The sequence below is a fragment of the Streptomyces sp. NPDC089919 genome (assembly GCF_040684615.1).
Lineage (GTDB): Bacteria > Actinomycetota > Actinomycetes > Streptomycetales > Streptomycetaceae > Streptomyces.
This window is the reverse complement of sequence record NZ_JBFBGK010000164.1, coordinates 1-12,657: the sequence shown is the minus strand read 5'-3', so window position 1 is coordinate 12,657 and position 12,657 is coordinate 1. Positions and strand designations below refer to the sequence as shown.

Here is a 12,657-nt window from a genome sequence, read left to right as displayed (position 1 = left end):
GCGACGACCTCGCGGACCGCGCCGAGCACGCCCTGGTAGCCTGAGCAGCGGCAGAGGTTGCCGCAGAGCGCCTGGCGGGTCTCCAGCGGGGCCGGCGACCTCGGCGCGGACGTGGTGGCCACGACCCGGGACGGGGCGCGGGTGGTGCTCCAGTGCAAGCGCTACCAGCCCGGCCGCCGGGTCGGTTCCCAGGACCTCCAGCGCTTCGGCGGCACCTGCTTCACCGTCCACGAGGCGTCGGTCGCGGTCGTGGTGACCACCTCCGAGTTCACCGAACCGGCCGCCGACTACGCCGCCCGCTGCGGCATCATCTGCCTCGACGGCGCTGGCCTCGCCGCCTGGGCCGCCCAGCAGGCACCGCCGCCCTGGGAGACGGGGACGGCATAGCGAGGGGCCCGTCGCGGGGTGGGCGCCGCCGGATCAGGGCCGGATCGTGAAGAGGCGGCGGGTGCCGGTGAGGTCCAGGACGCGGAGGGTGTGGAAGGAGGGGGCGGCCAGTTCGAGGCCGGCGCCCTCGTCCTCGACCCGGCGGCGCAGGTCCAGGAGGAGGCTGAGGCCCGAGGAGTCCATGAAGGTCACGCCCGACATGTCGAGGGTCAGGGTCCGGCCTTCGAGGGGGAGCTCGTCGATGAGCTGGGTGACGTCGGTGCGGGTATCGATGTCGAGGTCCCCCGCCACGGTCACGAGGACGTGCTGCGGCCGGGTGGCGACGTCGACGGTCAGGGAGCTGCCGGGCATGGAGGTGGCCGCCGTTTCCAGTCGGAGCCCGTCACGGTCGGCTCCGTAGGGGAGGGGCCGTCAAGCGCGCGGCCTGGGTGTCGCGCAATGCCGGGCGGGACAGCCCGCACCCGTCGGTGGTCACCTTCGGTGACCGGGCGGCGGCGCGGGGTCTCCCGCCGGACCAGGCTGGTTACCCTCAGTCTGCCCCTGCCCAAGCCCCGCATGCGAGCGCACCACCGGCCGGCCGCCCGCGGTCCGCGTCGGGACCGGCCGGTGGCGGGGCGGAATCAGCCGGACAGGCCGAAGGCGTGGCGCAGGGTGAGCCGGAGGCCGGCCTTGCCGTGCGCCGGCTTCGCGGCCGGCGCGGGCGCGGGTGCGGCCGCCGGCCGGACGGGCGGAGCGGGCCGCAGCGGGGTGGCGGGCACCCGGCTGTGCCGGGCGATCTCGGCGCGGACCAGGGCCGCGATCACGATCTGGGGGTCCATGGGCATGACGGAGCTCTCTTCGTCGGTGCTGACTGCGGGGTGGACCGGGCCGCCGCACCGCTGCCGGAGGGGCAGGGATGCGGCCGGCCCGGTCAGCAGCGCAGGACCGAGCTCGGAGCGGAGATCGAGGAGAGGGCGAGAGCGCGTGCCGGGGCGGGCCGGGCGGGGCGGGAGTCGAACACCGCCGTCGGGGAGCCGGCCGTGACGGCCTGCCGCAGGGTGGGCGCGCTCGGGGTGGCCCGGTGGGCCGTCGATGCCGCGCGGGCGCCGGTACCCGGTACGTGGCCCTCGCCCAACGAGCCGGAGAGCCTGGCCCCGGAAGAGGCACAGAGGGCGTCGGGCGCGAGGTCCGCGGTCGCCGCGGCCCGGGCCCGGCACCCGTCGGGGTCGAGGGCGCCGACCGGCGCGGGGCCCGCGACGAAGAGGGCGTGCAGCAGGGTGACCACCGCGGCCAGGGCGAGCAGGGCGGCCCGCGCCACCGCGGTGCCCCGCTGCCGACGCCCGGTCATGTCGCCTCCTGGTCGCTCCCTGTCAAGGAGGTAACCCCGTCCACCGCCGCGCGGCACGCCGAACGGCGCCCCCGAGCCAGACATTCACCCCATCTGACGATCGCCCCCGCCGGAGGGCGACGGCGCCGTCCGCAGGCACGTCCCGCCCACCGGGCCGGGCGGGCCTCACCCGTTCGGTGCCCGTGCGGTGCGGGTGGGACGGGCCGCGTGAGACGGTGCGGGGGGATGCCGAAGCCAGGCGCCCACACATGCAGGACCCGGCCGGTGTCCGGACAGTCACCCCGGCCGGGTCCTGGCTTGTGTACGTGGCGTCCCGGCCGGACCGAAGAAGACCGTCAGGCGGGACGGGGCGACCGGTGGGGGACCGGCTGCGCACAGGCGACGCAGGTGGTCGTCGCGGGGCGGATCTCCAGCCGCTCGGGCGGGATCGGCGTGCCGCAGCCCTCGCACCGCCCGTACGCGCCGCGCTCCAGTCGGTCGAGGGCGCGGTCGAGCTCTTCCAGGTGCTCGCGGGTCTGTGCCATCAAGGGCCGCGCCCCGTACACGTCCGGGCCGGGACCGCAGCGCGGCCCCGGCCCGGACATGTCGCACGTCAGTGCTTGAAGGCGTCCTTCGCCTTCTCCTTGGCCTCACGGGCGTCGCCCCGGGCCTGTTCCGCGCGGCCCTCGGCGGCCATCTGCTCGTCGCCCGTCAGGCGGCCGGCACCTTCCTTGAGCTTGCCCTTGGCCTGCTCGCCCTTCGCCTTGGCCTTCTGCTCACCGGACACAGCCGATCACTCCCTGCTCGGTCGAAAGAGGCTTACCGCCCTCGTATGGCCACTCGCCCCCCTCCGAAACCAATCGGCCCGGCGCCGGACGCCTGGGACCGCTTGAAGCGCCCCGGGGCGGGCAGGGGCGCGGGCGGGGTCGTCGGGCCCATGCCGTCGTCCCGTGGTCGGTCCCGGGTTCTCGCGCTCGGGGAGAGGAGAAGCCCATGTCCAAGCGCCCAGGGCCAGAGTCGGCAGCCGCTGACCGGAGCGAGGCGGGCGGGTGCCGGCTGCTGCTGGTGCGGCATGCGAAGGCCGTTTCGAAGAAGCGGCGGATCGACGACTTCGACCGGCCGTTGAGCAGGCGTGGCACGGCGGACGCGCCAGACCTGGCAGCTCGCGCTCCCCGCCCTCAAGGAGCCGCCGCCCGTCGTGTACGAGGAGCGGCTGTACGGCGCGTCCCCGGGCCTGCTGGCCGCCGTACTGGCCGAGCACGGGACGGGCCTGCGCACGGTGGTCGTGGTCGGTCACAACCCGGGTCTGCACGAGTTCGCCGTGGAGCTGTGCGGGCACGGGTCGCCGCGACTGGTGGCGGGGCTGCGGGCCCGGCTCGCGACGTCCGGGGTGGTCGTGCTGGACCTGCCGGGCGGCTGGCAGTCGCTTGCGGCCGGTACCGGAACCCTCGCCGCCTACTGGCGACCCGGTCGGCCGACGCCTTGACGGCTCCTTTGCCCGGACCGCGCGTTTCCGCTCCCGCGCCGTGGTGAGACGAGGTGTCAGGTGGTGCGTGTCCCAAGAGGGCGCCACGGCAGTGGTCCCCGCCCCGGCCGGACCGCACCACGTGCCGCAAGAGCACCGCGGCTCGCCGGCCACCTCGCGGACCAGGGGGTCACCTGGTTCGAGGAGCCCGTCTCCTCCGACGACCTGACAGGCCGGGCGCAGATCCGCGCCGCCGTCAGCGCCGACGTGGTCACGCGGCACGGTCACCCCCGGCGCTGCCGGCACCCCGGGCCTGGGTCTCACCTTCCGCGACGAGGACGCCGCCGAGTACCGCGTCTGACGACGGCCGGCTGTTCAGAGCGGGTCCACGTCCAGGAAGGCGGACGGGTCCGGCTCCGCCCCGGCCGCGGCCGGGGGCGCCTGCCGGGCCCAGATGATCTTGCCGGTGGGGGTGTAGCGGGTGCCCCAGCGCTCGCTCAGGCGGGCCACCAGGAACAGGCCGCGGCCGCCCTCGTCGGTGGTCGCGGCGTAGCGCAGGTGCGGGGCGTTGCTGCTGCCGTCCCACACCTCGCAGGTCACCCCGTCGTCGTGCAGCATCCGGACCCGCACCGGCGCGCCGCCGTGCCGCAGCGCGTTGGTGACCAGTTCGCTGAGGATGAGCTCGGTGGCGAAGGAGAGGTCCGCCAGCCCCCACTCCTCGAGCGTGCGCGTCGCCGCCCCGCGGACCACCCCGACCGCGCTGGGGTCGTACGGCACGTCCCACTCGGCGACCCGGTCCGAACCCAGCGTCCGGGTACGGGCGACGAGCAGGGCCACGTCGTCGGCGGGCCGGGCCGGCAGCAGGCGCTCCAGGACCGCGCGGCAGCTCTCGGCCGGATCGCGGTCGGGGTGGCTGAGCGCCGTGCGCAGCAGCTCCAGCCCGTCGCCGATGTCGCGGGTCCGCTTCTCGATCAGCCCGTCCGTGTAGAGGACCAGCTGACTGCCCTCCGCCAGCAGCAGCTCCGCCGTCTCGAAGGGCATGCCGCCCAGACCCAGCGGGGGACCGGCCGGGAGCTCCACGATCTCGGTCGTCCCGTCGGGCCGTACCACCAGGGGCGGCAGGTGACCCGCCCGCGCCATCGTGCAGCGCCGGGAGATCGGGTCGTACACGGCGTACAGGCAGGTCGCGCCCACCACGCCGCCGTCCATGGCCGCTGCGTCGCCCTCGTGGTCGATCCGCTGGACGAGGTCGTCGAGGCGGGCCAGGATCTCCTCGGGCGGCAGGTCGAGGGAGGCGAAGTTGTGGACGGCGGTGCGCAGCCGGCCCATCGTCGCGGCGGCGTGCAGACCGTGTCCGACCACGTCTCCGACGACCAGCGCCACCCGGCTGCCGGAGAGCGGGATGACGTCGAACCAGTCGCCGCCGACCCCGGACTGGGCCGGCAGGTAGAAGTGCGCCACGTCCACGGCGCTCTGCTCGGGCAGCGCGCGGGGGAGCAGACTGTGCTGGAGGGTTTCCGCGAGGGCGTGTTCCCGGGTGTAGCGGCGGGCGTTGTCCATGCTGACGGCCGCCCTCGCGACCAGCTCCACCGCCAGGGACCGGTCGTCCTCGTCGAACGGTGCCGGCTCCTCCGAGCGCCAGAAGTTCACCACGCCCAGGACCACGCCCCGGGCCGTCAGCGGGGCCGCGATCAGCGAGTGGATGCCGTACTCGACGATGGCGGCGGCCCGCGGCGGGTCCTGGGCGTGCCAGCCGGGCGCGGTGGCCAGATCGGGCACCAGCTCCGCCTCGCCGGTGCCGAACCCGCGCGCCTGGGGGGTGGAGGGCAGGAAGTCGATCAGGGCACCACGCGGGTAGAGGGGGTGGTCGGAGCGGATACCGCCGACGGCCGTGCGGCGCATGTCGGCGCCCGGGCCCGGCTCGTCGCCGTCGAGCACCGCGTCGGCCAGGTCGACCGTCACGAAGTCCGCGAAGCGCGGCACCACCACGGCGGCCAGCTCCTCCGCCGTGCGCACCACGTCCAAGGTCGTGCCGATGTCGCCGCCCGCGTCGTACAGCAGCTTGAGCCGCCGGCGGGCGGCCTCCGCCCGGCTGCTGAGGACCCGCATCTCGGTGGAGTCGCGGATGGTGACCGCCGCACCGCCGTCCGCCCGGCCACCGGGCCGGACGGGGCGCTGGTTGACGACCAGCAGCCGCTCGCCGGTCTCCACCACCTCGTCGGTCGCCATCCGGCCCGACAGCAGCAGTCCGGCCATCCGCCGGTCGAGGCCGCCCACGTCCGCGATGGGGCGCCCGTCGACGTCCTCCGGCAGGCCCAGCAGCCGCTTCGCCTCGTCGTTCGCCAGCACGAGGCGGCCCTCCCCGTCGGTGATCAGGACGCCTTCCCGGACGGAGTGGAGCACCGCGTCGTGGTGCTCGTACATCCGGGCCATCTCCTGCGGGCCCAGGCCGTGGGTCTGGCGTCTGAGCCGTCGGCTGATCAGCGCGGTCCCGGTGGTCGCCAGGGCCAGGCCGGTCGCGATCGCCAGCAGGATCAGCGGGAGCTGGTGGTTGAAGGCGCCCGTGACGTTCTTGAGCGTCAGCCCGGCCGAGACCAGCGCCACCACCCGGCCGTCGGGGGCGGTGACCGGGACGATGGCCTGGATCTCCTTGCCCAGCGGGCCGTCGACGCTCTCGGTGTAGGTGCGGCCGGCCAGCGAGGGGCCGATAGTGCCGACGAACCGCTTGCCGATGCGGTCCGGCTGGGGATGGGTGTAGCGGATGCCGCTGGTGTCCATGACCACGATGAAGTCCACCCCGGCGGCTTTGCGGGTGGCCTCGGCCAGGGGCTGCAGGACGGCGGACGGATCGGGTGCCTTCAGCGCCGCCTGGAGGCCCAGGGAGTGGGCGAAGGTCTGGGCGACGGCCACCGACCGGTTGCGCGCCTCGCGCTCGACGTCGTGCTCGGACTGGAGCAGCAGGGCCAGCAGGGCGCCTGCCGCGAGCAACACCACGATCGCCACCTGGAGGATGAACACCTGTCGGGCGACGCTGAGGGATCTCCTGCTCAGAGGGGTCCGCACCGACCGGCCCGGCGCAGACTGCGGGGAGGGCTCACCACCCCAGTTGTAGCACTCCCGGCGGCCTCGGGGCCGGGTTGGACGCGACCCGCTACCAAAAGGTCATCGACGGTGACCCCGAGGCGGCTCCGAGGGCGCTCGACGGGCCGGGATCAGTCCGCGGCGTTCCTCCGGGCCCGGAACGCGGCGGCCTTGGTGCGGTTCTGGCAGGCGGTGGAACAGAACTGCCGGGCGGCGTTGCGCGAGGAGTCGACGTAGACGCGGTCGCAGCGCTCGGCCTGGCAGACGCCGAGCCGGCCCGCGAGTCCGCCGCTGACCGCGAGGGCCAGCGCGGTGGCGCTGCTGGCGCTGACGCCCTCCGCGAACGAGTCGTCCGCCCCGTGGAAGTGCAGCTGCCAGGGCTCCGCCTCGGCCCGGACCAGCCGGGGCCGCGCCGCGGTGTCCCGGAGCAGGTCGTTGACCGCCGCGGCCGCGTCGTCCAGCCGTTCGTCCTGCACGGCCCGGAACACCTCCCGCATCCGCCGGGCCGCCTCGGCCAGGCGCTCGGCCTGTACGGCGTCGAAGGTGCGCGGCAGCGCGGCCAGGCCGGTCCGCGGCACCGCCGCGTCGGCCGCAGCCGGCAGCTCGGCCCCGCGCGGCGCGGTGTACGGGCGGCCGCGCGCGGAGCCGTCGGTGAGCGCGTTCACGAGCGAGACGGCCTGGTCCAGCAGCATCGCGACGTGACTGTCGAACATCACTTGACCAGTCACCCTCTCCGGTTCTAGGTTGCGTACCTGACGATACGGTATTCGACAGTTACGCGAGAGGGGGCGGGCATGCCCCGCACCGTATGGCTGCTGGTCGCGGCCCGGGCGATCAACCGGCTCGGGGCGTTCTCACTGCCCTTTCTGACCGTCCTGATCAGCACCGACTTCGGCGCGGGCGCCCTCACCGGCGGTCTGCTCGCCGGCGCCTTCGGCCTCGCCACCATCCCCTCGCGGCTGCTCGGCGGCCGGCTGGCCGGACGGCTCGGGCGCCGCCGGACCATCGTCCTCGGCCTCACCGGCTGCGGCCTCGCGCAACTGGGCATCGCCGCCGCCGGATCCCTGCCCGCGGTCGCGGCCTGGGCGGTCCTGCTCGGCCTGTTCTTCGAGCTGTACGAGCCGCCGAGCCAGGGCATGATCGCCGACGCCGTCGGCCCCGCCGACCGGGTCCGCGCCTACGGACTGCTCAACGCGGCCCTCGCCGTCGGCGGGACGGGCGCCGGTCTGCTCGCGGCCCTCCTGGGCCGGTGGGACCTGCGCTGGCTCTTCGTCGCCGACGCCCTCACCTGCCTGCTCTGCGCGCTGACCGTCCAACTCACGCTGCCGCCCGACCCGCGCCGGCCGGCGGCCCGGCAGCGCGCGACCGCCGCGCCGGTCCACCCGTGGCGGGACCGCGCCCTGTGGGCCGTCTTCCTCTGCGGCACGGCCTTCGCCCTCGTCGCCATGCAGGTCGTGACGGCCCTGCCGCTGACACTCGAGCGCTACGGCCTGCGCCCCGCCGACGCCGGACTCCTCTTCACCGTCTCCGCCCTGACGGTCGTGGCCGCCCAGCCCCTGCTGCGGCTGCGCCGCCTCGCCGCCCTCCCGGCACCCGCGGCCCTCGCCCTCGGCCACGCCCTGCTGGCCGTCGGCCTGACCGGCTACGCGACCTCCCGCACCCTGCCCGCCTTCGCGGCCGCCAGCGTCGTGTGGGCGCTGGGCGAGGCCGTCGTCCTGGCCCGCGTCCTGAGCGTGGTCGCCGACCTGGCACCACCCGGCGGCGCCGACCGCTACCTCGCCGCGTACGGCACCAGCTGGGGCATCGCCACCGCCGCCGCCCCCGTCACCGCGACCCAACTCCTCGAACGCCTGGGAGCCGTGGCCCTGTGGTCCACCGCCGCCGCCCTCTGCCTCACCCTCGCGGCGGCCCAACTCCTGGTCGTCAAGCCCTTGCTGTGCCGGGCCCGACCGCCCCATGAAGCCGGGCCCGACGCCCCCGGGGCATCGCGCCCGGAACCGGCTCCCACCGGGGCGGCCGCCCGGGAGTGACGGGGCCGGACGTCGGCGCTCGCAGGTCAGTCCTCGTCGAGCGCGTCCCGGTCGGCGCGGGCGCGGCGCGTCTCGTTGCGGTTGCGCGCGGTGGCCTTGTCGCCGAAGGCCACCGCGCTGCCGTGGACGGACTCGATGTAGAGCGACCCCGCGCCCAGGGAGACGGTCTTGCGCTCGAACTCCTTGGTCTCGTAGCCCGCTTCGTCCAGGGCGAGCGCGACTCCGCTCGTGATCCGGTCCTGGACGGTCTTGACGTACCGGTCCACGTCCATGTCCTGGAAGAGCGACGCGCCCCGCGCCGAAGCCAGCTCCCGGACCGCCAGCCGCGGGGCCGCGGCCCGGGCCCGGGGGCCGGGTGCGCCGAGCACCTGACCCAGGCCCCGCAGCCCGTGGAAGAGGCCCAGCAGGCCGTCGAGGAGCGTGTCCGGAGCGTGCGCGAGGGCCCAGGCCCCCTTCGCGAGCACGTTCCGGTCCCGGTGCCGGGCCGCGATCTCGTCCGCCCGGCGGAAGGCCCGGCGCACCGGGAGCAGGACGTGCGGCGCCACTTCCAGCATCAGCATCCCGCCCTGCGTGTGCACCCGGACGAACACGGTCACCACCACGTCCTCCTGCCAGCCGCCCACCCGGATCCGCAGGAAGTGGCGGCGCTCCTCACCGCCCTCCTCGACGGACTCCGCCCGGTGGCGCGCGAACAGCCCGGGCAGCTGCGGCACGTCCGACCGCCTGCGCACCTGCGTCACCGGCAGGAAGACGCACTCGTCCACGACCAGTTCGCGCAGCCGGTCCAGCACGGCCTGCGGCGCGCCGCTGTCCGACCGCGGCGACGGCACGCGAAGCTTCTCGATGCGGGGGACCACCCGTTCCAGCAGCTTCTGGTTGGTCAGTTCGTCCTGTTCCACGCCGTCGCGAGGCCTCAGTTCGACGGTCATGTGCCAGGCCTTGTGCGCCACGCCCGCGCCCAGGAACGGCTGCTCGACCCCGTAGGTGATCAGCGGACTGTGCTGCCCGGCGCGGATCGCCCGCGCGATCCGCTCGAAGCGGGCGCCGACGGCCCTCTCGGAGAGGTCCTCGTCCTTCGGCCCGAAACGCCGGGTGGAGAGCGGGCCGGCCATGGTCCGGGCGAAGGCGCCGCGCCGCAGACCGGCCGCCCCGGCGAGCACCAGCAGGAAGAGCAGCAAGCCCCAGGCGGGGGAGTGGCCACCGACGTCCGGCTCGGCGCGCTCACGGAACATCTCGCGCAGCCCGGAGGAGAACAGCCAGTACTGGAAGTCGACGTAGGAGCAGGTCCGGTTGAAGAGGCCGACCCAGCCGTCGACGGACCGGTCCTCGTGACCGTGCTGCCAGGCCGTCACGAAAAGCCCCGTCACCTCCAGCGCCATGACCAGGGCCGCGTACCACCACAACGCGGTCAGCGGCCCGAGCCGGTCCGGCCCCGTGACGTACTCCCGGGCCCGCCGCCGCAGCCGGTCGGCGACCCCGAGCAACAGGCTCGGCAGCAGCAGGACGGCGAACAGCCCGCCCGACAGCTTGACGGCCGCACACCACACCAGCAGGCACACCACGGCGGACCCGAACTCCATCCGCCGGGCCCGCAGCGCGTGTGCCAGGACCCGGGCCGCGTCGATCCCGTAGCTGGGCGCGACCACCCGCTCCTCGTGCACGTACAACTCGTCGATGACCCGTCGGCGGAACACCGGGTCGAGGTACACCCCGGCGCACAGGAGCCGGGTCGCACCACTGCCCGCCGGGTCGACCGGCCGCCAGGCCGCGACACCGTCCGGGGCCGGCCTCGGGGGCGGCAGGGGATGCGCGCTCTGCGTCACCCGGCAGACCCTAGGGTTCGTTCGAATACGGCCAACAGTCGTGATCCGGCCAATCGCGGGGCCGGCCGGGTGCCCGCGCCCTCGCCCACTCGGGTCAACCTGCCGCCCAGGTCCCGCACAGTGCGCCGCGCCGGCGACAGCGCGACCTACTGTCGCCGGAGCATGCCGGATCGCGCCGCACCCGACGCCGCCGGGTCCGCGCGCCAGGCCACGACCGAGCGATTGGATGCCGACCGCCCGTGCTTGAAGAACCGTCCCTCCGAACGGACCACAGCCCCCGGCGCTGGACGGCGCTGTGGGGCATGTGCCTGGGGGCCTCGCTGGTGTGGCTGGCCTTCGCGGACTTCGCCGTCGTGGTGCCCACCATCTCCCGCGACCTCTCCGTCTCGCTGACCGACCTCCAGTGGGCCAACAACGCCTTCAGCCTGGCCGCCGGCGCCCTGGTCCTCGCCGGCGGCAAACTGGGCGACGTCTACGGGCGCAAGCGCCTGCTGCTGATCGGGCTGGCCGCGCTCGGCCTGTCCTCGCTCGTCCCCGCCCTGGTCCCCGGATCCATGGGCCTGACCGTCGGCCGCGGCCTGATGGGCATGGCCGCCGCGCTCGTGCTGCCCGGCACCCTCGCCCTCATCCCCCCGATGTTCCCGGCGCAGGAGCAGCCCCGCGCCTTCGGCATGTGGATGGCGGTGGCCTGGGTCGCACAGGCCGCCGGACCGGCCATCGGCGGCGTCCTGACCAGCGCCCTGGGCTGGCGGTCCATCTTCTGGATCAACCTGCCGCTGGCCCTGCTGGCCTACCTGCTCGTGCGCCGGGCGGCCGTCGAGTCGACCGACCCGGGCGCGGCCCGGCACATCGACCCCTGGGGACTGCTCACCAGCGCCGGCGCCGCCTTCCTGCTGCTCTACGCCTGCACCGCGGGACAGGAGTACGGCTTCGGCGATCCGTTCATCATCGGCCTCTTCTGCGGCGCCGTGGTCCTCGGCGCCCTGTTCATCCTCTCCGCCAAGCGCGTCCGGGACCCGCTCGTCGACCTCTCGCTCTTCTCCCTGAGGCCCTTCTCGGGCGCGCTCACCGCGAACTTCACCATGAACTTCGCCTTCGGCGGCATCAGCTTCCTGCTCGCCCTCTACCTCCAGGAAGTCCGCGGCTACAGCGCGCTGGTCAGCGGACTCCTGCTGCTGCCGTCCATCGTCACCATCCTGGTCTTCAACCCCATCGGTGGGAAGATCGCCCAGCGCTACGGCCCCCGCCTGCCGGTCCGGCTCGGCGTGGTCCTGCTCGGCGCCGGCACCGTGGTCGCGGGCGTCGCGGTGCGCGACTACCACTACTGGATCCTGGTCCTCGGCCTGCTGCTGCTCGGCTGCGGCCTCGGCGTCATGTCGATCCCGCTCTCCGACACGGCCGTCGCCGGACCCCCGGAAGAACTCGCCGGAACCGCCTCGGGCCTCTTCAAGGTGTCCAGCATGCTCGGCGGCTCCTTCGGCGTGGCCGTCCTGGTCGCCATCCAGCAGCAACTGGAGACGCACCAGGCGACCGACCGCGCCAAGGCGGCCGGGCTCTCCCCGCAGCAGGTCGACGACCTGGGCAACGCGGTGACCGACTCCAAGCTGTACGACCAGATCCTGGCCAGCGTGGACGAGGCCACGCAGAAGGCCATCACCGCCGCCTACCACCAGGTCGCCGCCATCGGCACCAGCCGGGCCGTCTACGCGGCCGGACTCCTGTGCGTGGCCGCCGGCCTGCTCCTGCCGGTCATCTGGCGGCGCGCCCGGAAGTGACCCGCACCGGCCCCGGTGCGGCCTCAGGCCGGTACGACCTCCTCCGGGGAGTCCTCCCGGGCGGCCCGGCGGCGCAGCGCGTCCTCGTCGGTGTCCGCGTGGTACGAGATCAGCTTGGGCAGCATCGCCGCCAGCAGCGCCACCGAGGCCACACACGCCAGACCGCCGCTCCAGAACGCCGGCCGGGTCCCGGTCCAGCCCGCCATCGTGCCCGCCCGGACCTGGCCGAGCTGTGGCCCGACGCTGTACGACAGCACCTCGATCCCCGCCAGCCGCCCGCGCAGCTCCTCCGGGATCGTCTGGTTCCAGATCGTCGAGCGGCCCAGGGCGCTCAGCATGTCGCCGGCGCCCGCCGCCGCCAGGCACACCAGCACCAGCCAGATGTTCGCGAACCAGCCCGCCGCCGCGATGGCAAGCCCCCAGGCCGCGGCCCCGAACACCACCAGCAGCCCGTGCCGGCGCACCCGCGAGACCCAGCCGCTGGTCAGCCCCAGCAGCAGGGAGCCCACCGCGCCCGCCGCGTACATCAGACCCAGCGCCCACTCGGCGTCCAGTTCGTCCGCGAGGAACGGGAAGATCGTGTTCGGGAAGGCGAAGAACATCGCCGCCAGGTCCACCGCGTACGTCCCCAGCAGCACCGGCCGGCTCCACGCGTACCGCGCACCCTCGGCGATCGCCCGCAGCGAGGGCCGCTCCCCGCCGCCCGCCGGCGGCGCCGGACGCAGCCGCGCACACAGCACCACCGATACGGCGAAGCCCACCACGGTCGTCGCGTACGCCGAGGCGTACC

At 74.8% G+C, this 12,657-nt stretch carries 11 protein-coding genes and 3 pseudogenes; 4 read left to right on the top strand and 10 right to left on the bottom strand.

Features of this window, described 5'->3' with window-relative positions; all coding sequences use genetic code 11:
- Positions 1-98, bottom strand: a pseudogene (locus AB0O40_RS36080) ((2Fe-2S)-binding protein); the annotation flags it as partial.
- Here AB0O40_RS36080 and AB0O40_RS36075 point away from each other — a divergent pair.
- Positions 88-387, top strand: a pseudogene (locus AB0O40_RS36075) (restriction endonuclease); the annotation flags it as partial. The pseudogenes AB0O40_RS36080 and AB0O40_RS36075 sit on opposite strands and share 11 nt — an antisense overlap.
- Before the next feature lie 33 nt (positions 388-420).
- Here the strand turns inward: AB0O40_RS36075 and AB0O40_RS36070 are convergent.
- The 5 genes and pseudogenes from AB0O40_RS36070 to AB0O40_RS36050 all read right to left on the bottom strand — a co-directional run bounded on the left by AB0O40_RS36070 (position 421) and on the right by AB0O40_RS36050 (position 2,480).
- The gene (locus AB0O40_RS36070) at positions 421-738 is read right to left on the bottom strand and encodes an STAS domain-containing protein (RefSeq protein ID WP_365050189.1); all 318 of its coding nucleotides are present in this window, start codon (positions 736-738) and stop codon (positions 421-423) included.
- A gap of 269 nt (positions 739-1,007) precedes the next feature.
- A complete protein-coding gene (locus tag AB0O40_RS36065) occupies positions 1,008-1,211 on the bottom strand; it encodes a hypothetical protein (RefSeq protein ID WP_365050187.1) in 204 nt (67 codons plus the stop codon).
- Positions 1,212-1,297: 86 nt separating this feature from the next.
- Entirely contained in the window at positions 1,298-1,714 is a 417-nt protein-coding gene (locus tag AB0O40_RS36060) for a hypothetical protein (protein WP_365050185.1), read from the bottom strand.
- A 335-nt stretch (positions 1,715-2,049) separates the two neighbouring features.
- Positions 2,050-2,241: pseudogene (locus tag AB0O40_RS36055) on the bottom strand (TraR/DksA C4-type zinc finger protein); the annotation flags it as partial.
- Between the two features lie 65 nt (positions 2,242-2,306).
- Entirely contained in the window at positions 2,307-2,480 is a 174-nt protein-coding gene (locus tag AB0O40_RS36050) for a CsbD family protein (protein ID WP_365050184.1), read from the bottom strand.
- 345 nt (positions 2,481-2,825) lie between these two features.
- Between AB0O40_RS36050 and AB0O40_RS36045 the strand changes: the two genes are divergently transcribed.
- On the top strand, positions 2,826-3,179 hold the full coding sequence (locus AB0O40_RS36045; protein ID WP_365050182.1) for a phosphohistidine phosphatase: 354 nt from the start codon (positions 2,826-2,828) through the stop codon (positions 3,177-3,179).
- Between the two features lie 354 nt (positions 3,180-3,533).
- Here the strand turns inward: AB0O40_RS36045 and AB0O40_RS36040 are convergent, their stop codons facing one another.
- Together AB0O40_RS36040 and AB0O40_RS36035 are read right to left on the bottom strand one after the other, a co-directional pair.
- The gene (locus tag AB0O40_RS36040; protein ID WP_365050180.1) at positions 3,534-6,221 is read right to left on the bottom strand and encodes a SpoIIE family protein phosphatase; all 2,688 of its coding nucleotides are present in this window, start codon (positions 6,219-6,221) and stop codon (positions 3,534-3,536) included.
- A gap of 149 nt (positions 6,222-6,370) precedes the next feature.
- Positions 6,371-6,952, bottom strand: a complete 582-nt coding sequence (locus AB0O40_RS36035; RefSeq protein ID WP_365050178.1) for a CGNR zinc finger domain-containing protein — start codon at positions 6,950-6,952, stop codon at positions 6,371-6,373.
- 81 nt (positions 6,953-7,033) lie between these two features.
- Between AB0O40_RS36035 and AB0O40_RS36030 the strand changes: the two genes are divergently transcribed.
- The gene (locus AB0O40_RS36030) at positions 7,034-8,269 is read left to right on the top strand and encodes an MFS transporter (RefSeq protein WP_365050177.1); all 1,236 of its coding nucleotides are present in this window, start codon (positions 7,034-7,036) and stop codon (positions 8,267-8,269) included.
- Positions 8,270-8,295: 26 nt separating this feature from the next.
- Here the strand turns inward: AB0O40_RS36030 and AB0O40_RS36025 are convergent, their stop codons facing one another.
- The gene (locus tag AB0O40_RS36025; RefSeq protein WP_365050175.1) at positions 8,296-10,092 is read right to left on the bottom strand and encodes a hypothetical protein; all 1,797 of its coding nucleotides are present in this window, start codon (positions 10,090-10,092) and stop codon (positions 8,296-8,298) included.
- Between the two features lie 239 nt (positions 10,093-10,331).
- Here AB0O40_RS36025 and AB0O40_RS36020 point away from each other — a divergent pair, with 239 nt between their 5' ends.
- Positions 10,332-11,867 carry an MFS transporter gene (locus tag AB0O40_RS36020; RefSeq protein ID WP_365050173.1) on the top strand — a complete coding sequence of 512 codons (1,536 nt, stop codon included), beginning with the start codon at positions 10,332-10,334 and terminating at the stop codon, positions 11,865-11,867.
- Positions 11,868-11,890: 23 nt separating this feature from the next.
- Here AB0O40_RS36020 and AB0O40_RS36015 read toward each other — a convergent pair.
- Positions 11,891-12,657: MFS transporter (locus AB0O40_RS36015; protein ID WP_365050171.1), on the bottom strand; the 767-nt coding region annotated here is incomplete at its 5' end.